Here is a 20835-nt window from a genome sequence, read left to right on the forward strand (position 1 = left end):
CTTGAATTCACTTCTCTGCAGTCTTGTGCCGAGGAATCTTGCTTCCCTGAACCTGCTAGCAGACGCAGGCACAGACGCAAAGCAACTACGTTGAAACAGCTTCCTTGCAGCTTTGCGTCGAGGAATCCAGCTTCTCTGAATTCACTTGTAGACGCAGACGCAAAGCAACTGAAGGAATTTCTCATTCCTTCAAAACTGAACGAAACAGAAGCGCGTTTTGCTTTGAATAACGACTGATGTCTAGCTCCAGCGCCTGGCTCTCTTCTGCCAAATAACCTTCCCCCTCGGGGTGCAAGCACCCCTGCGGGTGAAGAACATTTGGCTTCGAGAGCCAAACGCGGCGCTTCTGCTTTTCTTCGTCCTTAGAAAGGAGGTGATCCAGCCGCACCTTCCGGTACGGCTACCTTGTTACGACTTCACCCCAATCACTTGCCCCACCTTCGGCGGCTGGCTCCCGTAAGGGTTACCGCACCGACTTCGGGTGTTGCAAGCTCTCGTGGTGTGACGGGCGGTGTGTACAAGGCCCGGGAACGTATTCACCGCGGCATGCTGATCCGCGATTACTAGCGATTCCGGCTTCATGCAGGCGAGTTGCAGCCTGCAATCCGAACTGAGAGCGGCTTTTTGGGATTCGCTCCCCCTCGCGGGTTCGCAGCCCTTTGTACCGCCCATTGTAGCACGTGTGTAGCCCAGGTCATAAGGGGCATGATGATTTGACGTCATCCCCACCTTCCTCCGACTTGTCGCCGGCAGTCCCTCTAGAGTGCCCACCTTCGTGCTGGCAACTAGAGGCGAGGGTTGCGCTCGTTGCGGGACTTAACCCAACATCTCACGACACGAGCTGACGACAACCATGCACCACCTGTCACCCTGTCCCCCCGAAGGGGGAACGCCCAATCTCTTGGGTTGTCAGGGGATGTCAAGACCTGGTAAGGTTCTTCGCGTTGCTTCGAATTAAACCACATGCTCCACCGCTTGTGCGGGCCCCCGTCAATTCCTTTGAGTTTCAGCCTTGCGGCCGTACTCCCCAGGCGGAGTGCTTATCGCGTTAGCTGCAGCACTAAAGGGTGTGACCCCTCTAACACTTAGCACTCATCGTTTACGGCGTGGACTACCAGGGTATCTAATCCTGTTTGCTCCCCACGCTTTCGCGCCTCAGCGTCAGTTGCAGGCCAGAGAGCCGCCTTCGCCACTGGTGTTCCTCCACATCTCTACGCATTTCACCGCTACACGTGGAATTCCGCTCTCCTCTCCTGCACTCAAGTCCCCCAGTTTCCAATGACCCTCCACGGTTGAGCCGTGGGCTTTCACATCAGACTTAAGGAACCGCCTGCGCGCGCTTTACGCCCAATAATTCCGGACAACGCTCGCCCCCTACGTATTACCGCGGCTGCTGGCACGTAGTTAGCCGGGGCTTCCTCGTGAGGTACCGTCACCGCGCCGCCCTCTTCGAACGGCGCTCCTTCGTCCCTCACAACAGAGCTTTACGACCCGAAGGCCTTCTTCGCTCACGCGGCGTCGCTCCGTCAGGCTTTCGCCCATTGCGGAAGATTCCCTACTGCTGCCTCCCGTAGGAGTCTGGGCCGTGTCTCAGTCCCAGTGTGGCCGGTCACCCTCTCAGGCCGGCTACGCATCGTCGCCTTGGTGAGCCGTTACCTCACCAACTAGCTAATGCGCCGCGGGCCCATCCGCAAGTGACAGCCAAAGGCCGCCTTTCAACCAAAGACCATGCGGTCTTCGGTGTTATCCGGTATTAGCTCCGGTTTCCCGGAGTTATCCCGGTCTTGCGGGCAGGTTGCCCACGTGTTACTCACCCGTCCGCCGCTGACCAAACCAGAGCAAGCTCCGATTTGGTCCGCTCGACTTGCATGTATTAGGCACGCCGCCAGCGTTCGTCCTGAGCCAGGATCAAACTCTCCAAAAGAAAGTTGATTGGCTTTTCGCATTGTCCAACTTCGGCCAAAGCGGCCTCCGCTTTTCGTATTGTCCAGCTTCGGCCCGCCGCCGCTCGGGGTCAAATCACCTTCGCCTTCGGGATTGTAAATCCCTGCAGGCGAAGAACATTTGCCCATCGCGGCGACCCGCGGGCCTCAGCTTTTCTTTCGCGCTTCGTTTCGTTCAGTTTTCAAGGAACGAGACCTCTTCTTGAACTTGCTTCGTTGCAGTCTTGCGCCGAGGAACCCAATTCCCCCGAATTCACTAGAAGACACAGGCGCAAAGTTGCTGCATTGAAACAACTTCTCTGCTGATTTGCAGTCTTGAACTGAAGAATAGTTGAATCTTCCTCTTGCAAACAGCTCTTTTATACTAACATGCCTCTTTTTTCTTGTCAAGATCTTTTCCGTTGCTTTTCGTCACTCACCGCTATCGAACACTCTGTCCGATTAGCGACGATTTTTAATATACCACTTACCAATCAAAAATGCAATATCTTTTTTAGGGGAATTTCAGGAACCGACGCCAGACCGTTCCTTTAGGCTTCCTCCATCTCTTCGACGGTAAGAGGACTGGCAAATAAGTTTCATAACCGCCATGGCTGTCCGCATAAGATGTTATTAGGACAACGATTTTACAATGCAAAAAAGGGGGCCGATGTCATGTTTTACGCGTTGAACGGACGGACGCTGAAAAAAGCTCTCATTATTATCTGCTCCGCCTTTTTCACCGCCGTCGTCTTGTACGCTTATGAAATGAACCGTCCAGTTTTTTCGCTTCCTTCTGGGCCGAAGGCGGTATATAAAGTGGACAACGCCCGCAATGAGGTGGCGTTGACGTTCGATATCAGCTGGGGAGATGAGAATGCAGACAAAATTTTGGATGTCTTGAAGCAGCACGGGATTCAAAACGCGACCTTTTTTTTATCCGCCTCATGGGCCGAACGCCATCCAGCCGTAGTGAAGCGGATCAAAGAGGAGGGGCATGAGATTGGCAGTATGGGATATAACTTTGTCAACTATACGGAACTTGAGAACGCCAAAATCCGTCAAGATTTAATCATGGCGAAAAAAGTGTTTGACATGTTGGGAATTAAACAGGTTGAGCTGCTGCGCCCCCCTGGGGGGAACTTCAACAAAAATGTGTTAAAAGTTGCTCAGTCCCTCGGCTACACTGTCGTCCATTGGAGCATTGACTCGAAAGACTGGCTCAACCCTGGGACAGACCAAATTGTTGAGAACGTCACGAGGGACCTGGAACCGGGCGATATCGTGCTCCTTCACGCATCTGATTCGGCAAAACAGACAGCCAAAGCGCTGCCGAAAATTATCGCTTCCATGAAAGAAAACGGCTACAAAAACGTCAACCTCTCCGAGCTGTTGGCGAATGGCGAAGCCGAAAGCCGCGGGATCGAGTGACACGTTCCGACAGCGGCCTGCGCCGGTGCGGCTGGATTGCAGCGGCAGACAAGCCGCCAATTGGAATGATTGGCTTTTGGCGAACAGCCGTTTTTTTCGCGGCTGCCATAAGAAAACAGGCGGCGCCTTGCTTTCTTTATTGTTTCGCGCTGCCTGTCAATTTATGCAGTATAAGAAGCTGGTATGCATTGCATACTAATAAAGGAATCAACATCAAATACAGCCAATCACGGTCGTTGATGCGCAACACGGGAAACCATTCAATGACCGTAACGACGACCATAAAGAACAAAGCCGGAACGAACGCCCCTTTGTTCGTCTGTGCGCTCTTGACGTAGGCAACAACGAGACCAACCACCAAAATGAACAATGCGGTCAATAGATACGGAATGATTGAATCGCCCTTGTCCGCAAACGCCATGTAGCGGAAATACACTAAATCGAACAGCACGAACATGATCAAAACAACCTGCACAGCGTTCCATAGCGAACGGAAGATGCCAAGCCCGAACCGGTGGACGGTTAAATAAGCAAAAAACCCCGCCTGACTGATGACGCTGAAAATAAAGCCAACACCGATATGCCATAACAAAACAGCCATAAATTCGACCATTTCCAGGCGCAACAGCAAGCGCCCGAATTCTTCCCAGTTGAACACAATGCCGACGGCCGCCGTGGCGATGCCGCCGATCAGCAGCGTCGATAAAAATAAACGCACCCATTTGCGGCTGTTCACAGCTTCATCCTCCATCATTTCAGCATAACCCGCTTACCATTTTACCAGCGCCCTTGTGAAAAAGCCAGCTCCGATCTCCCCCATGTATATTTTTTTCGCCAACATTCATATTAAGGGTGAGGGATTTTTGCAGAAAGGAGCTCACTTTCATGAACAAATGCCTACCGCTCCTCTTGCTCAGTTTTCTCGTTCTTGGTTCCTGTGCCCCTCAAGAAATCAGCCCCCCTCCCCCGGATTATGACGAAACGAAAAAGATGGTTGTTGACATTTTAAAAACCGACGAGGGGAAAAAGGCGATTCAAGATATTATGTCGGAAGATCAGATGAAGCAGCAACTAGTCATAGATCAAAAAGCTGTAAAAGAAACGCTGCAACAAATGCTGACATCCGATCAAGGAAAAAAGTTCTGGGAAAGTGCGTTAAAAGACCCGAAATTCGCTGAAAGTTTTGCCAAAGGGCTGCAAGCAGAACATGAAAAAATGATGAAGGCGCTCATGAAAGATCCCGATTACCAGGCGCTGATGATCGATATTTTAAAAGATCCAGAAATGGAAAAAGCCATGGTCGATGTCTTAAAAAGCAAAGAGTTCCGCCAGCATTTGCAAAAGGTGATCACGGAAACGTTGAACAGCCCGCTGTATCAGGCGAAAATTCAAGATATGTTGATGAAAGCAGCTGAAAAGGTTCAGCAAGGCGGAGAAAAACAAGAAGAAGGCGGAGGGGAAGGGGGAGAGGGAGAAGAAAGCACCGGCAACCAACAAGGCGGAGGAGGTTAATCAAGCAAAAAAGCGTCCGTGCGCTGAAAACCGCCAACGCTCTAATCGGCGGTTTCTCGCCATCGGACGCTTTTTGTGAAACCGATTAATATTTTGCAACGATTTTGCGGGCGATATCCATATAAATTTTCCCGATCGGATGATCTTCTGCGTAAACGGACGGAGCGAAGTCGTCGTCGTTCCAATCCGGCTGCTGAAGCGGCAGCTGCCCTAACAGCTCGGTTTGCAGCTCTTTGGCCAGCTTTTCTCCGCCACCCTTGCCGAAGACATACTCCCGCTCCCCTGTTTTCCGGCTCTCGTAGTACGACATATTTTCGATCACGCCGATAATTTCATGTTCGGTGCGCAACGCCATTGCCCCAGCGCGGGCAGCGACAAACGCAGCGGTCGGATGCGGAGTCGTGACGATAATTTCTTTGCACGACGGCAAGAGCGTATGGACGTCCAAGGCGACGTCGCCCGTACCAGGCGGCAAGTCAAGCAGCAAGTAATCCAAGTCTCCCCATTCGACCTCTTTGAAAAAGTTGTTCAACATTTTCCCAAGCATCGGGCCGCGCCAAATGACCGGGGCGTTGTCCTCGACGAAAAAGGCCATCGAAATGACTTTTACGCCAAACCGTTCGACCGGGATGATTTTGTCGCCCCTCACCGTCGGGCGCTCGGTGATTCCCATCATGTCCGGAACGCTGAACCCATAAATGTCCGCGTCAATCAACCCGACTTTTTTGCCGAGCCGGGCGAGCGCGACCGCCAAATTGACGGAAACGGTCGACTTGCCGACTCCACCTTTGCCGCTGGCAATGGCGATATACGTCGTTTTTTGCTTGTTTTCGCTATATTTCTCCACCACGTCGCGCGGCAGTTCGGCGAACCGCAGCCCGACCGTCGCAGCGCCCGCGTCTTTCAGCTGCTCGACGATCGCCGTTTGCACGCGAAGCTGCTCGGGCGTTCCGGTTTTGGCGAGCGCGATTTTCACGCTGACATGGTTTTTCTCTTCCTTAATTTTGATTTCTTGGATGGCATTCGTCTCTTTAAACGTTTTGTTTAAAAAGGGATCTTTCATCTTTTCAAGAATGGCGCGCACTTCAGTTTCCGTCAACATCGTATTCACCAACCCTTTTGCAAATCAATGGTCATTTCTACGTGTTATCATACCATAAATCGGCAGACGGCCGCCATGTTTGACTTGCTCCCGCACGTCCCCGCGGTTGAAAAGGGGGGAATTTCTAATTCCTTTTGGCGAAACAAGGCCGGTCGGCTGTCTGTCTCCTCTGTTCCGACCTTAAAAAATCCCCGCTACTCGCGAGGCGTATGTTCATTGGAAAAATAGCGGAGCACTCCTTTATAAATCGAGGCGGCCAGCTTCGTTTGGTAGCCATCAGACACAAGCAGCTCTCGCTCATCGGGATTCGACAAAAACCCAACCTCGACAAGCGCGCCGGGGATTTTTGCATGCTTGAGCAAATAGACGGTATCAATCATTTTTGCCAGTCGATGGGTGTTCTCCAAATTGCGCCGCAATTCCGCTTGGATAAATCTCGCCAGCCGCTCGTTTTCGATGAACGACCCGTAATAAAACGTCTGCGCTCCTCGCCAACGCGGCGACGGGATGGCGTTGAGATGGATGCTGATGAAAAGATCGGCATTCGATCGATTGACGAAAGCCGTTCGTTCGAGCAAATCCTCCGTTTTCCGTCGGCTGTAGCCGCGTGTGGACGGGCTGGCCAAGTCCCGATCCGTCTCGCGCGTCATCAGGACGAGCGCCCCTTGCTGCTGCAGATAATCGCGCAGCTTTTTCGCCACGTTGAGCGCGATGTCCTTTTCCACCGCCTCGCCACCGACGGCGCCGCCGTCCGGCCCACCATGGCCGGGGTCCAATACGATGATTCTCCCCGATAATGGGAGATTCCATGGTTTTGTTGATGTCAAATCGGAAAATAAAGACGGAAATAGCAAAGTGCTCATAAGGGCGACGGCAGCAAAAGCGACCAGCCACTTCCATTTTTCTCTCATTGTTTCTCCTCCCGCACGTTTCCCTTCTCTATCTTATATGGGACAAGGCGCGGGAATAGAACTCATTCAGCGAAGTTTTAGACGACGCCGTTTTTTGCCCCGCTCAAATCCTTCCGTCCACCAGTTGCCGATATATTGTTCACACGCGTCATACAGCGACTGGCTGAGGAAATCGTTGTCGATATTGCCCCAAAAGCAAAGAAAATCAAACAGCGTATCGATCAAATATTTTTCTTCTTGAGCACATCGACAACGTACGCTGGCCGCCGGCTCCCCATAATAGCCGAATCGGCTGTAGCGAGCGCCGAGCAAATACGCTTCAATGGCCAGATCAATACAGCCTTCCTCAACAACGGATGGGAACATCCGATACGCCGTATAAAACGGAACAAAGTGCTCAAGCGCTTTGGTCCGTAATTTCTCAAGCGACAGTTCGCGCAACATGTTCCGTTCATAGCGAAGCTGCTTTTCCTGCCTTTTTTCCGCCAATGAAGTGATGACTGTCATCGTCTTTCACGCTCCTTTACGATGTAGTGTCTAACGATCGCTCACAATCATACGCGCGGGCGAAAGGCAGAAATAAGCAAAAAACCCAGCCAAATCGGCTGGGTTGGAACATCACGCGATTAACGTTTCGAGAATTGCGGAGCGCGGCGGGCGCCTTTGAGCCCGTATTTTTTGCGTTCTTTAACGCGAGCATCGCGCGTCAGCAAACCGGCCCGTTTCAGCACCGTGCGGAATTCCGGATCGACTTCAAGCAACGCACGGGCGATGCCATGGCGAATCGCACCGGCTTGGCCGGCAAATCCGCCGCCTTGGACATTCACCAAAACGTCGTAGCTGCCAAGCGTTTCCGTCAATACGAGCGGCTGTTTTACCATTTCGATGAGCGCTTCCGTCGGGATGTACTCGCGAATGTCACGCTTATTGACAATGATGCGGCCATCGCCCGGGACAAGGCGGACACGGGCGACCGAGCTTTTGCGACGACCTGTGCCGTAATATTGTACTTGTGCCAAAATCATACCCTCCCTTATGATTATCCGCGAAGTTCATACACTTCTGGTTTTTGTGCTTGATGCGGATGTTCGCTTCCACGGTAAACGTGCAACTTTTTGAACATTTGCCGGCCAAGGCTGCCTTTTGGAAGCATGCCGCGCACCGCACGTTCGATCATTTGTTCCGGGTAGTTCGTACGCATTTCCAGCGCTGTTCTTACTTTTAAGCCACCCGGATATAAGCTGTGGCGATAGTACAGTTTTTTCGTCAACTTTTTCCCAGTCAGTTCGACTTTGTCCGCATTGATGACGATGACGTGATCTCCGCAATCAACGTGCGGAGTGAACGTCGGTTTATGTTTGCCGCGCAACAGCGCCGCTACTTCGCTGGCTAAGCGGCCTAACGTTTTGCCAGCTGCGTCGACAACGTACCATTTACGCTCTACTTCATTCGGTTTCGCCATATAAGTCGTACGCAATGCAGTTCCCTCCTAAAATAAAAAAATGAACAAACAAAATGGTCGTTTATTTCAACACGATTATGGTCCGGGGCTAATCGTGGAAAATACATGCCATATGATATAATAGCTTGCCGGCGCGCCAATGTCAAGAAGATGTTACACAAGGACTCGTTGTCTTAAAAAGCCGGAGAAAACCATCAGCCATCCACCAATGAGTGAACCAAACATTCATCCTCATAGTATACGCGCCATAAATACAGCCCTTCGGCCGGCGCGGTTGGACCAGCGAGGCGCCGATCTTTCGCCGCAAGCAGTGTCGAAATGTCGGCGGGAGAACGCTTCCCTTGGCCGATCTCCAACACCGTGCCAACGATAATGCGCACCATGTTGTACAAAAAGCCGCTGCCGACAAACCGAAACTCGAGCATCGGGCCGTCGGCCTTCACTTCAGCCCGATACATGGTGCGCACCCGGTCTTCGATCGACGTTTTTGCGGAACAAAAGCTTGTAAAATCGTGCGTTCCATGAAGCAAACGAAGCGCCTCGTTCATCGCGCTGATATGAAGCGAATATGGATGCCATGCGCAATAATGGCGGCGAAACACGTCGCGCTCGGCAGCCGTCCATACTTTATAGCGGTATTCTTTCGCTTTCGCCGAAAAACGGGCGTGGAAGTCTGCATCGGCCTCCTGTACAAAGCGAACGACGATATCATCCGGCAGCTGGGCGTTCAACGCCTTTTTCCACTGCTCCGAGGAAAGGGAAAGCGGCGTATCAAAGTGGATCACTTGCCCATAGGCATGAACGCCGGCATCCGTCCTTCCGGAAGCCGCCACACGCACTTTTGTCCCTTTATGCATCCGCCGAAGCACTTCCTCAAACTCGCCTTGCACCGTCCGCTTTCCCGGCTGGATTTGGTAGCCGGAAAAGTGGGTGCCATCATAGGCGATGATGCATTTGATCCGTTGTGTCATGGCCTTCCTCCGCTATGAGCGTAATAAACAAAGCAATACGGCCAGCAGCGCCACAGCCGCTAAAAACGCGATGTCCACCGGCTTCCAAGCGAGCTGGCGGAATTTCGTCCGCCCTTCCCCGCCGCGGTAGCCGCGCGCCTCCATGGCTGTCGCCAGCTCATCGGCTCGTTTGAACGAGCTGATAAACAGGGGCACAAGCAGTGAGACAATGGCTTTCATCCGTTCGGAAAAACGGCCGCCAGAAAAATCAACACCACGAGCCGCCTGTGCTTTCATAATTTTTTCCGTCTCTTCCATCAATGTTGGAATGAATCGAAGCGAAATGGCCATCATCAAGGCGAGCTCATGGACAGGAACGCGCATCTTTTTGAGCGGCCCGAGCAAACTTTCGACGCCGTCGGTCACTTCAATCGGCGTCGTCGTCAACGTCAACATCGTCGTCATCAATACAAGGAGCAAAAACCTTAGGGAAATAAAGACCCCTTGCTTGATGCCGCCTTCATATACAGAGAGCGCACCGATTTGGTAGATGACGTCTCCTTCTTTCGTCATGAATAGATGCAACAGCAATGTAAACAAAACGACCCATAAAATCGGTTTCAAGCCGCGGGCAATGAACGAAAACGGGATGCGAGACAGAGCTGCAAAGGCAAACGCAAACAGCGACAGCAGTGCATACGTCGCCGCATTGTTCGCCAAAAAGACGATCAGGACGTAAGCAAACACGATCAATAGTTTGGCGCGCGGGTCTAAGCGATGAATGACGGAATGACCAGGCACATATTGCCCGATAATCAAATGATTAGTCATGGACGCTCACCTTGGAGAACAATTGCTGGATGGCTTCCGCTGTCTGTTCCAACGTCAAGCATGGCGACGGAATGACAACGCCGAACCGCTTTTCGAGCTGCTGTTTCAATTTGACCGTTTCCGGCACACTCAAACCGATGGCAGCCAGTTTGTCAGCGTCGCGAAACATCTCTTCCGGCGTTCCGTGGCCCCATACCGTTCCTTCATGCATGACGATGATTTCATCAGCGTACCGAGCTGCATCTTCCATGCTGTGGGTGACGAGAACGGTTGTCAACTGCTTCTCACGATGGAGGCGATAAAACATCTCCATCATCTCTTTGCGCCCGCGCGGATCAAGGCCCGCGGTCGGTTCATCGAGCACGAGCACTTCTGGTTCAAGCGCGAGCACGCCGGCGATGGCGACGCGCCGCATTTGCCCTCCGCTCAAATCAAACGGCGATTTCGCCAATACGTCTTCACTCAATCCGACGAGCTTAATGAGCTCCCGCGCCTTCCGCTTCGCCTCGTCTTCCGGCACGCCAAAATTGAGCGGGCCAAAACAAATATCTTTCTCCACCGTTTCTTCAAACAACTGGTGCTCCGGGAACTGGAAGACGACCCCGACCTTTTTGCGCAGCGGTTTCAGCTGCTTTGGCCGCTTATGGCTCGTGATCGTCTCTTCGCCGATCTTCACCGCGCCGCTTGTCGGCTGCAGCAACCCGTTTAAATGCTGAAGGAGGGTCGATTTTCCTGAGCCCGTATGCCCAACCACGGCAACGTACGCCCCGCTTCGGATTGCGACATTGACATCATAGAGCGCCCGACGGGCAAGCGGTGAACGGGCGTTGTACACATGCTCTACTTTTTCGAATACAATGTCCATAGCTCCTCGACCAACTCCTCTGTCGTGAAATATCCAGCCCGAAGCGGAATGCCTTGTTCCCGCAAGCGACTGCCCATTTTCACGGCAAACGGCAAATCAAGACCGATGCGCTCGAGCTTGCTTCCGAGCCGAAAGATTTGCTCCGGCGTCCCTTCTGCCATCACTTCGCCTTTGTTCATCACAATGAGACGGTCCGCCTTCGCTGCCTCTTCCAAATCATGGGTAATTGACAAGACGGTAATGCGCTGCTGGCGGTTCAGGCGGCGCACCGTCTCAAGCACTTCTTCCCTTCCACGCGGGTCAAGCATCGATGTCGCTTCGTCCAAAATGATCATATCGGGGCGGAGCGCCAAAATGCCAGCGATGGCGACGCGCTGTTTTTGCCCCCCAGACAACCGGTGCGGCTCATAATGGAGAAACGGCTCCATATGGACTTGGCGAATGGCCTCGCGAATGCGCTCGACCATTTCCAAGCGCGGAATGCCGTTGTTTTCAAGGGCAAAAGCGATGTCGTCTTCCACGGTCGCACCGACAAACTGGTTGTCCGGGTTCTGGAACACAAGGCCGACGCGGCGGCGCACCTCCCAAACGGTTGCGTCGTTCAAAAGGCGTCCAAACAAGCGAATGGCGCCCCGCTCCGGCCGAAGCAAGCCGATCAGCATCCGAGCGATGGTCGATTTGCCGGATCCGTTATGGCCGACGATCGCTAACCACTCCCCGCGCTCGGCCGTGAAGCTGACGTTTTGCACCGCATAGTCGGATTGATTTGGATAGCGAAAGGACACTCCCTCGATCGACAAGATTGGTTCGGCCATGATCGTTTCCCCTTGCTTCGCCGCGTTGCAAACGCAGCCTGCTAAATGATGGTAAACAAAAAAAGGGCATAGATCCAGTTCAAACGAAACTGTCTCGCCCTTGTTGAAATGAAACCGTTACACGAGTTCAATAATGACCATCGGCGCCCCGTCACCGCGGCGAGGACCAAGTTTCATAATGCGCGTATAGCCGCCTTGGCGATCTTGGTAGCGCGGCGCAATGTCGCTGAACAGCTTTTGCAACGCATCCTGGCCGGTTTCGCTGTTGGCGACCTCCTTGCGGATGAATGCCGCTGCTTGGCGGCGGGCATGCAAATCGCCGCGTTTGCCGAGCGTAATCATTTTTTCCATGACCGAGCGCAGTTCTTTCGCCCGCGCTTCCGTCGTTTCAATGCGTTCGTTGATGATTAAGTCTGTTGCCAAGTCGCGAAGCAGTGCTTTTCGTTGCGAAGTCGTGCGTCCTAATTTTCTGTACGACATCAAATGTCCCTCCCTTTTAAAGTGATGTGTTCCTCATGGTGGCCATCATCAAAGCAATATGGTGAAAGTGTGTTTCCGGCTTGCCGGCGGAGGCCGGCACTTAGTCGTCTTTGCGCAGGCTGAGGCCAAGCTCAGCCAGTTTCGCTTTTACTTCCTCAAGCGACTTGCGGCCGAGGTTGCGCACTTTCATCATATCTTCTTCCGTTTTTTGCGTCAGTTCTTGAACAGTGTTGATGCCGGCCCGCTTCAAGCAATTGTAGGAACGAACCGAAAGATCGAGTTCCTCGATCGTCATTTCGAGCACTTTTTCTTTTTGATCGTCCTCTTTCTCGACCATGATCTCCGCATTTTGCGCCTCATCCGTCAAGCCGACAAAAATGTTCAAGTGCTCCGTTAAAATTTTCGCTCCAAGGGAAATGGCCTCTTTCGGCCCAATGCTTCCATCCGTCCACACATCAATGGTCAGCTTGTCATAGTCCGTCACTTGGCCGACCCTTGTATTCTCGACTTGATAGGAAACTCGGGAGACCGGCGTATAAATGGAATCGATCGGAATGACGCCGATGGGCTGGTCTTCGCGCTTATTCGCCTCAGCAGGAACATATCCGCGCCCCCGCTTGGCGGTCATGCGCATGCGCAGGCGGCCGCCTTCCGCCAGCGTCGCGATATGAAGGTCCGGGTTTAAAATTTCTACATCGCTGTCGTGAGTGATATCGGCAGCCGTGACAACTCCTTCACCCTGCACATCAATCTCCAACGTTTTCTCTTCGTCTGAATAAATTTTCAACGCTAGTTTTTTGATATTCAAAATGATAGCTGTCACATCTTCAACGACGCCGTCAATCGTTGAAAACTCATGCAAGACGCCGTCGATTTGCACCGATGTTACAGCTGCACCAGGGAGTGAAGACAATAGGATACGACGCAAGGAGTTCCCTAAGGTTGTACCATATCCACGCTCAAGCGGTTCGACGACGAATTTGCCATATTTGGCATCTTCGCTCAGTTCGACCGTTTCAATTTTCGGCTTTTCAATTTCAATCATCGATTATTATACCCTCCTTCAAAACGTCGAGACCCCGATCAAACGGTACACGCCTAACAACATTCCCCCATGAATCTCTCTTTACGCTTGCCTGCCATGGTCTTTATCATATCCCATTATTGACAATGGTGCAAATTCTATACAGGGGCGTTACACGCGGCGACGTTTTGGCGGACGGCATCCATTGTGCGGGATTGGAGTGACGTCTTTGATCGCCGTAATTTCCAACCCGGCTGCTTGCAATGCACGGATCGCTGCCTCGCGGCCAGCCCCCGGACCTTTGACGTTCACTTCGACCGTTTTCATGCCATGCTCCATCGACGCTTTCGCTGCTGCTTCAGCCGCCATTTGCGCCGCAAACGGCGTTGATTTGCGCGAACCTTTGAACCCCAGCGAACCAGCGCTCGCCCAAGCAATGGCGTTGCCATGAACATCCGTAATCGTCACGATCGTGTTGTTGAACGTTGAACGGATATGGGCGATGCCTGTATCAATATTTTTTCTTACCCGGCGTTTACGAGTGTTTGTTCTGCGTGCCATTCGTCAAATGACCTCCTTTGCGTAATTATTTTTTCTTGTTCGCTACCGTGCGGCGCGGACCTTTGCGGGTGCGGGCATTGTTTTTCGTGTTTTGGCCGCGAACCGGCAATCCGCGGCGATGGCGAAGACCACGATAGCAGCCGATCTCCATCAAGCGTTTAATATTCAGCGATACTTCACGGCGCAAATCGCCTTCTACTTTTAAGCGGCCGACGATCTCACGAATGCGGCTAAGCTCTTCTTCCGTTAAGTCGCGGACGCGCGTGTCTTCCGATACGCCAGCTTCTTTTAAGATTTTTTGTGCTGTCGGTTTGCCGATCCCATAAATGTATGTTAACGAAATGACGACCCGTTTATCACGCGGAATATCGACACCTGCAATGCGTGCCATATGATACACCTCCTTAGAAATTACCCTTGGCGTTGTTTATGTTTCGGATTTTCGCAAATGATCATGACTTTGCCCCGTCTGCGAATAACTTTGCATTTTTCGCAAATCGGTTTGACAGATGGTCTTACTTTCATGTTGTTTACCTCCCTATTGAACGGAGTGCATTCCTTTTATTTATATCGATACGTGATCCGTCCACGCGTCAAATCATACGGCGACAGCTCCACCGTCACCCGGTCGCCAGGCAAAATGCGAATGAAATGCATGCGGATCTTGCCGGATACATGAGCCAACACCGTGTGCCCATTTTCTAATTCTACACGAAACATCGCATTTGGCAATGTTTCGATGACGGTGCCTTCCACTTCAATTACATCATCTTTCGCCATCGAGCGGCTCTCCCTCCTTCGAATGAGTAACATTGTGTTGCGCAAAACCGAACGTGATATCCATGATGATCGAGAAGACGTTTACCCCTTCCCACTTATGAAGTGGGAGATTCATTTCCACCATGTGTTAAAATTTCATAGCCATCTTCTGTAATGACAATCGTATGTTCGAAATGGGCGCACCGTTTTCCATCGGCCGTGACGACGGTCCAATCGTCGGCCAACGTTTTCACGTAACGGCTGCCGGCATTGACCATCGGTTCGATGCACAGCGCCATCCCTGGCCGCAAAATCGGTCCTTTGTTCGGTGGCCCATAATGTGGGATTTGCGGGTCTTCATGTAAGTGTTGACCAATTCCATGCCCGACATACTCGCGAACAACGGAAAAGTGATGCGCTTCGACATACGTTTGAATCGCATGGGAAATGTTCGTTAAACGAGCGCCCGGTTTTGCCTCGGCGAGCCCGACGTACAGTGATTGCTCTGTCACGTCAAGCAACCGTTTCGTCTCGGCGTCGATCTCCCCAACCGGATACGTCCAAGCGGAGTCGGCGTGATAGCCTTCATACTGCGCGCCGACATCGATCGTAATAATATCGCCTTCCCGCAATGCACGGCCGCTGGGAATCCCGTGCACAAGCTCTTCATTCACCGAGGCGCAAATACTCCCTGGAAACCCTTGATACCCTTTAAACGACGGAATGGCGCCATGGGAACGAATCACTTCCTCCGCGATGGCGTCCAGTTCCTTTGTTGTAATCCCGGGACGAATGTGCTTTTGCAATTCTTTCAATGTAAGGGAAACGATTTTTCCCGCCTCGCGCATCAAAGCAATTTCCTGCGCGGTTTTGCAACGAATCATCGAGCAAGTCCCCCGAGCACTTCACAAATATCAGCAAACACCTTTTCCATTTCCTGTTCGCCGTTAATGTGGCGCAAATAGCCTTTTTGCTCGTAAAAATCGAGGAGCGGCTTCATTTGTTTCATATTCACCTCAAGCCGATTGGCCACCGTTGCTTCATTATCATCGGGGCGCTGGTACAGATCGCCACCGCATTTATCGCATACGCCCGGTTTCGCCGGCGGATGAAAAACGAGATGGTACGTTGCTCCGCAGTTGCGGCAAATACGTCTGCCGGTCAGGCGCTCCATTAAGACCTCTTGGCGAACGTCGATATGGATGACATAGTCAAGCTTGCGCCCGATTTCCGAAAGCAACCTCTCAAGCGCTTCTGCTTGGGCGACCGTGCGCGGGAATCCATCGAGCAAAAAACCATTTTGGCAATCCTCTTTGCTCAGCCGTTCGCGGACGATGCCGATCGTCACCTCATCCGGCACAAGGTCGCCGCGGTCCATATATTGCTTCGCTTGAAGCCCTAGCGGCGTTCCTTCCTTCATCGCCGCCCGAAACATATCGCCCGTTGAAATGTGCGGAATACCGTAAGCCGCTACGATTTTCTCGGCCTGCGTGCCTTTGCCGGCACCCGGCAGCCCCATCAGCACTAAATTCATCCTAACTCCCCCTATCGGCAAGGGACGTCCGTTCTTGCCTTCTTTATTTGATGAATCCACGGTAATGGCGTTTCACCAGCTGGCTCTCAAGCTGCTTCATCGTCTCAAGCGCCACGCCGACGACAATAAGCAAGCTCGTACCGCCGATTCGTGCGGAAGACGGCAAGTTGGCAACGTTCACGAAGAACACCGGCAGCACAGCGACAACCGCCAAAAAGATTGATCCGACCAGCGTCAGCCGGTATAAAATTCTCGTCACGTACTCTTGTGTGTTTTTCCCAGGGCGAATACCTGGGATGTAGCCGCCTTGTTTTTTCAAGTTGTCCGCCATCTGCTCCGGATTGACTTGAACAAACGCATAAAAGTACGTAAACGCGATGATGAGCACGACGTAAATGATCATCCCAACCGGGTGCGTATAATCAAACGTTCGGCGAATCCACAATGTTACATCATTCGTGCCAAAAAACGATGCAATGGTCGGTGGTGCAATCAAAAACGATACAGCGAAAATGACCGGAATGACTCCCGCTGGGTTCACTTTGAGCGGCAAATGAGTCGAGTGGCCGCCCACCGGGCTTCGGCCCTCAAGCCGCTTCGCGTATTGAATCGGAATTTTCCGGAACGCCTGCTGAATGTAAATGACACCAACGATGACGGCAACGACCGCCAACGCCACAAGCAGGAGCCGGACGATGCGCAAAAACACATCTTCCCCGACATTTTCAAACTGTTGAGCGTAAATTTGGTTCAAGACCGTCGGAATGCCTGAGACAATCCCGGCGAAAATAATGATCGAAATGCCATTGCCCACGCCTTTCGCGGTGATCTGTTCGCCGAGCCACATTAAAAATGCGGTGCCGGCGGTCAAGACAACCGCGATCAGCAAATACGTGCCGATGCCCGGATTTCGAATGAGCATCCCGCCAGCCAAGTTGTTAAAGCCGTACGACATGCCGATGGCTTGGATAAACCCGAGCACGACCGTGAAATAGCGGGTAAACTGAGCTAATTTACGCCGGCCTACCTCGCCTTGCTTCGACCACTCCGTAAATTTGGGAACAACGTCCATTTGCAGCAGCTGGACGATAATCGATGCCGTAATATAGGGCATAACCCCCATGGCAAAAATCGAAAAGTTTCGCAGCGCCCCGCCGCCGAAAATGTTCAGGACGCCGAATGCATTCAATTCATCTTGCAGTTTTAACACATCCGCGTTCACGCCCGGAACAGGGATGAACGTTCCAATGCGGAACACGATCAACATAAGAAGAGTGAAAATAATTTTGTTTCGAATATCACTGACGCGCATAAAGTTGGAGATTGTCCGAAACATTAAATCACCTCAGTTTTACCGCCAGCCGCCTCAATGGCCTCTTTCGCCGATGCCGAGAACTTATGCGCTTTGACCGTCAGCTTTTTCTCGATTTGGCCTTTGCCCAAAATTTTCACGCCCGATTTCAACTTGCTGATGACGCCCGTCTCAAGAAGCAATTCCGGCGTCACTTCCGTTCCGTCTTCAAAACGATTCAGTTTTTCCAGATTCACAACAGCATACTCTTTCCGATTGATGTTCGTAAATCCTCGTTTCGGCAAACGGCGGAACAGCGGAGTTTGACCGCCTTCAAACCCAAGACGAACTCCTCCACCCGAGCGGGCATTTTGACCTTTTTGACCGCGGCCGGACGTTTTGCCGTTGCCCGAACCGATCCCGCGGCCGACGCGCACAGCTTTCTTTCGAGATCCCGGCGCTGGTTGCAATTCATGAAGTTTCATGGCAAAGCACCTCCTTATGATTCATTATTCTTCAATTTCTTTGACTTTGACAAGGTGGGCCACTTTGTTGATCATCCCGCGGATTGCAGGATTGTCATTGTGGACGACCGTTTGGTGCATTTTTCGCAGGCCGAGCGTTCTGACGGTAACGCGTTGGTCTTCCGGACGGCCAATCACGCTGCGCGTGAGGGTAATCGCCAGTTTTTTTGCCATGATCGTTCCCTCCTTATCCTAACAGTTCCTCGACTGTTTTGCCGCGCAATCTCGCTACGTCTTCGGCGCGTTTTAATTGTTTCAGTCCATCAAACGTTGCGCGCACCATGTTGATTGGCGTGTTTGAACCGATCGATTTCGACAAGATGTCGCTGATGCCCGCCAGCTCTAATACAGCACGCGCCGGACCCCCAGCGATGACCCCGGTACCTTCGGAAGCGGGTTTCAAAATGATTTCCCCGGCACCGAAATGGCCGATGACTTCATGCGGAATCGTTGTGCCGACGATCGGCACTTCAATTAAGTTTTTCTTCGCATCTTCAATCGCTTTGCGGATCGCTTCTGGAACCTCTTGTGCTTTTCCGGTGCCAAATCCGACATGGCCGTTTTTATCGCCGACGACGACGAGAGCTGAAAAGCGCAGGCGACGTCCGCCTTTCACGACTTTTGCTACACGGTTGACCGCGACTACACGCTCTTCCAATTCAAGTTTGTTTGGATCGATACGACGCATCGTTGTCCCTCCTTTGTAATTAGAATTCCAAGCCGGCTTCGCGGGCGGCGTCTGCCAATGCTTTTACCCGTCCGTGATATAAATACCCGCCACGGTCGAACACGACTTTTTTAATGCCTTTTTCCAATGCACGTTTGGCGACAAGTTCGCCGACTTTTTTCGCTGCCTCAATGTTGTTCGTCGAATCTAAGCCAAACTCTTTGTCCAACGTCGAGGCGCTGACGATCGTTGACGATTTTGTATCATCGATAATTTGCGCGTAAATATGTTTATTTGAACGGAACACGCTCAACCGCGGACGTTCAGCCGTGCCGAAGATTTTTTTGCGGATGCGCGCGTGTCTTTTCTTCCGAACCGCGTTTCGGTCCACTTTCGTGATCATCGAATGTCACTCCTTTCGCTTCGCTATGCCGCGTTATTTACCAGTTTTGCCTTCTTTCAGGCGCACAAGCTCACCTTCGTAGCGGATGCCTTTGCCTTTATACGGCTCTGGCGGACGAACCGCGCGAATGTTGGCGGCCAGTTCGCCGACGCGCTGTTTGTCTGCCCCTTTGACGATGATTTTCGTTTGGGATGGCACTTCAATTTCAAGCCCTTCTTCCGGCTCAATTTCTACCGGATGAGAATAACCGACGCTCAATACAAGCTTTTTCCCTTGTTTCGACGCCCGGTACCCGACACCAACGAGTTCGAGCGCTTTTTCATAACCTTTCGAAACGCCTTCGACCATGTTGGCAAGCAAGCTGCGCGTCGTGCCATGGAGCGCGCGATGATGTTTTTCATCGCTTGGACGCGTAACCGTGATGACATTGCCCTCAACCGTGATCGTCATATCTGGATGGAACGTGCGGGTCAGCTCCCCTTTCGGCCCTTTGACCGTAACCGTGTTGCCGTTGACCGTAACGGTGACACCGGCAGGAATTTCAATTGGTTTTTTGCCGACACGTGACATGTCAAAAACACCTCCATTCTTGAGCAGATAGATTACCAAACGTAGGCGATTACTTCGCCGCCCGTGCCTTTTTGCCGTGCTTCTTTGTCTGTTAAGATGCCCTGCGATGTCGAAAGAATCGCGATCCCTAAGCCGTTCAGGACGCGCGGCACTTCATGGGCTTTGACGTAAACGCGCAACCCCGGTTTGCTGATGCGTTTCAGCCCGGTAATGACACGTTCGTTGTTCGGACCGTATTTCAAGAAGATGCGGAGAATGCCTTGTTTGTTGTCTTCGATATATTCATAATCACGAATAAACCCTTCGCGCTTTAAAATTTCCGCGATTTCCCGCTTGATTTTCGAAGCCGGGACTTCGAGCTTTTCGTGACGCACCATATTCGCATTGCGGATGCGAGTCAGCATATCAGCAATTGGATCTGTCATCACCATTATGTTTTACCTCCTTCCCAATCAATGGGTTGATTACCAGCTGGCTTTTTTGATGCCTGGAAGTTGACCTTTGTATGCGAGCTCACGGAAACAAATACGGCACAATTTGAATTTTCGATAGACCGAGTGCGGGCGGCCGCAGCGCTCGCAACGGGTGTACGCTCTCACTTTAAACTTCGGCGTCCGTTTTTGTTTCGCGATCATCGATTTTTTAGCCACGATTTCGCCTCCCTTGCGTTATGGGATCATTATTTTTGGAATGGCATGCCGAGCAACGCCAGCAGTTCACGAGCTTCTTCATCCGTGTTGGCCGTTGTGACGATCACGATGTCCATGCCGCGCACTTTGTTCACTTTATCGTAGTCAATCTCAGGGAAAATGAGCTGTTCTTTAATGCCGAGCGTATAGTTGCCGCGGCCGTCAAACGACTTTTTCGATACGCCGCGGAAGTCGCGCACGCGCGGAAGCGAGACCGAAATCAACTTATCGAGAAACTCATACATCCGTTCGCCGCGCAGCGTCACTTTCGCACCGATCGGCATCCCTTGGCGAAGACGGAAGCCGGCGATCGATTTTTTCGCACGCGTTACCACCGGACGCTGACCGGCGATCAGCGTCAGCTCTTCAACGGCGCTGTCTAATGCTTTCGGGTTTTGCACCGCATCGCCGACACCCATGTTGATGACGATTTTTTCGATTTTTGGCACTTGCATGATCGATTTATAGTTGAACTTGCTCATGAGAGCAGGTACGACTTCGTTTAAATACTTCTCTTTCAGGCGGTTCATAA

General features: G+C 52.0%; 29 protein-coding genes and 1 rRNA gene. 2 read left to right on the forward strand and 28 right to left on the reverse strand.

The window, feature by feature from the left end; genetic code table 11:
- Positions 1 to 366 precede the first annotated feature (366 nt).
- A 16S ribosomal RNA gene (locus tag CWI35_RS09675) occupies positions 367 to 1924 on the reverse strand.
- Between the two features lie 673 nt (positions 1925 to 2597).
- On the opposite strand from CWI35_RS09675, the gene pdaB reads away from it, so the two are divergent.
- Entirely contained in the window at positions 2598 to 3353 is a 756-nt protein-coding gene (gene pdaB, locus CWI35_RS09680; protein ID WP_011229660.1) for a polysaccharide deacetylase family sporulation protein PdaB, read from the forward strand.
- Positions 3354 to 3489: 136 nt separating this feature from the next.
- Here the strand turns inward: pdaB and CWI35_RS09685 are convergent, their stop codons facing one another.
- A complete protein-coding gene (locus CWI35_RS09685) occupies positions 3490 to 4089 on the reverse strand; it encodes a KinB-signaling pathway activation protein (protein WP_011229659.1) in 600 nt (199 codons plus the stop codon).
- A gap of 149 nt (positions 4090 to 4238) precedes the next feature.
- Between CWI35_RS09685 and gerD the strand changes: the two genes are divergently transcribed.
- On the forward strand, positions 4239 to 4865 hold the full coding sequence (gene gerD / locus CWI35_RS09690; protein ID WP_014194611.1) for a spore germination lipoprotein GerD: 627 nt from the start codon (positions 4239 to 4241) through the stop codon (positions 4863 to 4865).
- Positions 4866 to 4950: 85 nt separating this feature from the next.
- Here gerD and CWI35_RS09695 read toward each other — a convergent pair whose 3' ends face one another.
- From CWI35_RS09695 to rplE, 26 genes are all read right to left on the reverse strand, one after another.
- Positions 4951 to 5967 carry an Mrp/NBP35 family ATP-binding protein gene (locus CWI35_RS09695; RefSeq protein WP_011229655.1) on the reverse strand — a complete coding sequence of 339 codons (1017 nt, stop codon included), beginning with the start codon at positions 5965 to 5967 and terminating at the stop codon, positions 4951 to 4953.
- Positions 5968 to 6161: 194 nt separating this feature from the next.
- Positions 6162 to 6878: an N-acetylmuramoyl-L-alanine amidase CwlD gene (gene cwlD, locus CWI35_RS09700; RefSeq protein ID WP_011229654.1), complete on the reverse strand. Its 717-nt coding sequence runs from the start codon at positions 6876 to 6878 to the stop codon at positions 6162 to 6164.
- Between the two features lie 66 nt (positions 6879 to 6944).
- The gene (locus CWI35_RS09705) at positions 6945 to 7385 is read right to left on the reverse strand and encodes a YbaK family protein (RefSeq protein ID WP_011229653.1); all 441 of its coding nucleotides are present in this window, start codon (positions 7383 to 7385) and stop codon (positions 6945 to 6947) included.
- Between the two features lie 119 nt (positions 7386 to 7504).
- Positions 7505 to 7897, reverse strand: a complete 393-nt coding sequence (gene rpsI, locus CWI35_RS09710) for a 30S ribosomal protein S9 (RefSeq protein ID WP_011229652.1) — start codon at positions 7895 to 7897, stop codon at positions 7505 to 7507.
- Between the two features lie 20 nt (positions 7898 to 7917).
- Positions 7918 to 8355, reverse strand: coding sequence for a 50S ribosomal protein L13 (gene rplM / locus CWI35_RS09715; protein WP_011229651.1), 438 nt, complete (start codon positions 8353 to 8355; stop codon positions 7918 to 7920).
- 179 nt (positions 8356 to 8534) lie between these two features.
- Positions 8535 to 9311 carry a tRNA pseudouridine(38-40) synthase TruA gene (gene truA, locus CWI35_RS09720; RefSeq protein ID WP_011229650.1) on the reverse strand — a complete coding sequence of 259 codons (777 nt, stop codon included), beginning with the start codon at positions 9309 to 9311 and terminating at the stop codon, positions 8535 to 8537.
- Positions 9312 to 9323: 12 nt separating this feature from the next.
- Positions 9324 to 10121, reverse strand: a complete 798-nt coding sequence (locus tag CWI35_RS09725; protein WP_011229649.1) for an energy-coupling factor transporter transmembrane component T family protein — start codon at positions 10119 to 10121, stop codon at positions 9324 to 9326.
- Complete coding sequence (locus CWI35_RS09730) at positions 10114 to 10986, reverse strand: energy-coupling factor ABC transporter ATP-binding protein (RefSeq protein ID WP_011229648.1); 873 nt, start codon at positions 10984 to 10986, stop codon at positions 10114 to 10116. Before CWI35_RS09730 ends, CWI35_RS09725 begins: the two co-directional genes overlap by 8 nt.
- On the reverse strand, positions 10962 to 11801 hold the full coding sequence (locus CWI35_RS09735) for an energy-coupling factor ABC transporter ATP-binding protein (RefSeq protein WP_011229647.1): 840 nt from the start codon (positions 11799 to 11801) through the stop codon (positions 10962 to 10964). Before CWI35_RS09735 ends, CWI35_RS09730 begins: the two co-directional genes overlap by 25 nt.
- A gap of 117 nt (positions 11802 to 11918) precedes the next feature.
- Positions 11919 to 12281, reverse strand: a complete 363-nt coding sequence (rplQ, locus tag CWI35_RS09740) for a 50S ribosomal protein L17 (protein WP_011229646.1) — start codon at positions 12279 to 12281, stop codon at positions 11919 to 11921.
- Positions 12282 to 12381: 100 nt separating this feature from the next.
- Positions 12382 to 13326 (reverse strand): DNA-directed RNA polymerase subunit alpha, encoded by a 945-nt coding sequence (locus tag CWI35_RS09745; protein WP_011229645.1) that lies wholly within the window; start codon positions 13324 to 13326, stop codon positions 12382 to 12384.
- Between the two features lie 150 nt (positions 13327 to 13476).
- The gene (gene rpsK, locus CWI35_RS09750) at positions 13477 to 13866 is read right to left on the reverse strand and encodes a 30S ribosomal protein S11 (RefSeq protein ID WP_011229644.1); all 390 of its coding nucleotides are present in this window, start codon (positions 13864 to 13866) and stop codon (positions 13477 to 13479) included.
- A gap of 25 nt (positions 13867 to 13891) precedes the next feature.
- A complete protein-coding gene (gene rpsM / locus CWI35_RS09755) occupies positions 13892 to 14257 on the reverse strand; it encodes a 30S ribosomal protein S13 (protein WP_015373728.1) in 366 nt (121 codons plus the stop codon).
- Between the two features lie 20 nt (positions 14258 to 14277).
- On the reverse strand, positions 14278 to 14391 hold the full coding sequence (rpmJ, locus tag CWI35_RS09760; protein WP_011229643.1) for a 50S ribosomal protein L36: 114 nt from the start codon (positions 14389 to 14391) through the stop codon (positions 14278 to 14280).
- 36 nt (positions 14392 to 14427) lie between these two features.
- On the reverse strand, positions 14428 to 14646 hold the full coding sequence (gene infA / locus CWI35_RS09765; protein ID WP_011229642.1) for a translation initiation factor IF-1: 219 nt from the start codon (positions 14644 to 14646) through the stop codon (positions 14428 to 14430).
- Between the two features lie 95 nt (positions 14647 to 14741).
- Positions 14742 to 15509, reverse strand: coding sequence for a type I methionyl aminopeptidase (gene map / locus CWI35_RS09770; protein WP_015373727.1), 768 nt, complete (start codon positions 15507 to 15509; stop codon positions 14742 to 14744).
- On the reverse strand, positions 15506 to 16159 hold the full coding sequence (locus tag CWI35_RS09775; RefSeq protein ID WP_119877706.1) for an adenylate kinase: 654 nt from the start codon (positions 16157 to 16159) through the stop codon (positions 15506 to 15508). The genes map and CWI35_RS09775 overlap by 4 nt, the downstream gene beginning before the upstream one ends.
- A gap of 43 nt (positions 16160 to 16202) precedes the next feature.
- On the reverse strand, positions 16203 to 17495 hold the full coding sequence (gene secY, locus CWI35_RS09780) for a preprotein translocase subunit SecY (protein ID WP_119877707.1): 1293 nt from the start codon (positions 17493 to 17495) through the stop codon (positions 16203 to 16205).
- Positions 17495 to 17935: a 50S ribosomal protein L15 gene (rplO, locus tag CWI35_RS09785; protein WP_011229638.1), complete on the reverse strand. Its 441-nt coding sequence runs from the start codon at positions 17933 to 17935 to the stop codon at positions 17495 to 17497. The genes secY and rplO overlap by 1 nt, the downstream gene beginning before the upstream one ends.
- Positions 17936 to 17959: 24 nt before the next feature.
- Positions 17960 to 18148, reverse strand: coding sequence for a 50S ribosomal protein L30 (gene rpmD, locus CWI35_RS09790; protein ID WP_014194602.1), 189 nt, complete (start codon positions 18146 to 18148; stop codon positions 17960 to 17962).
- 13 nt (positions 18149 to 18161) lie between these two features.
- Positions 18162 to 18662, reverse strand: a complete 501-nt coding sequence (gene rpsE, locus CWI35_RS09795) for a 30S ribosomal protein S5 (protein WP_011229636.1) — start codon at positions 18660 to 18662, stop codon at positions 18162 to 18164.
- Between the two features lie 19 nt (positions 18663 to 18681).
- Complete coding sequence (gene rplR / locus CWI35_RS09800) at positions 18682 to 19044, reverse strand: 50S ribosomal protein L18 (protein WP_011229635.1); 363 nt, start codon at positions 19042 to 19044, stop codon at positions 18682 to 18684.
- A 33-nt stretch (positions 19045 to 19077) separates the two neighbouring features.
- Positions 19078 to 19614 carry a 50S ribosomal protein L6 gene (gene rplF, locus CWI35_RS09805; RefSeq protein WP_011229634.1) on the reverse strand — a complete coding sequence of 179 codons (537 nt, stop codon included), beginning with the start codon at positions 19612 to 19614 and terminating at the stop codon, positions 19078 to 19080.
- A 32-nt stretch (positions 19615 to 19646) separates the two neighbouring features.
- Positions 19647 to 20045: a 30S ribosomal protein S8 gene (gene rpsH / locus CWI35_RS09810; RefSeq protein WP_012820490.1), complete on the reverse strand. Its 399-nt coding sequence runs from the start codon at positions 20043 to 20045 to the stop codon at positions 19647 to 19649.
- A 33-nt stretch (positions 20046 to 20078) separates the two neighbouring features.
- Positions 20079 to 20264 carry a type Z 30S ribosomal protein S14 gene (locus CWI35_RS09815; RefSeq protein WP_003247599.1) on the reverse strand — a complete coding sequence of 62 codons (186 nt, stop codon included), beginning with the start codon at positions 20262 to 20264 and terminating at the stop codon, positions 20079 to 20081.
- 29 nt (positions 20265 to 20293) lie between these two features.
- Positions 20294 to 20833 (reverse strand): 50S ribosomal protein L5, encoded by a 540-nt coding sequence (gene rplE / locus CWI35_RS09820; RefSeq protein ID WP_011229632.1) that lies wholly within the window; start codon positions 20831 to 20833, stop codon positions 20294 to 20296.
- Between the last annotated feature and the right edge of the window lie 2 nt (positions 20834 to 20835).

Source organism: [Bacillus] caldolyticus (genome assembly GCF_003595605.1).
Classification (GTDB): Bacteria; Bacillota; Bacilli; order Bacillales; family Anoxybacillaceae; genus Geobacillus; species Geobacillus thermoleovorans.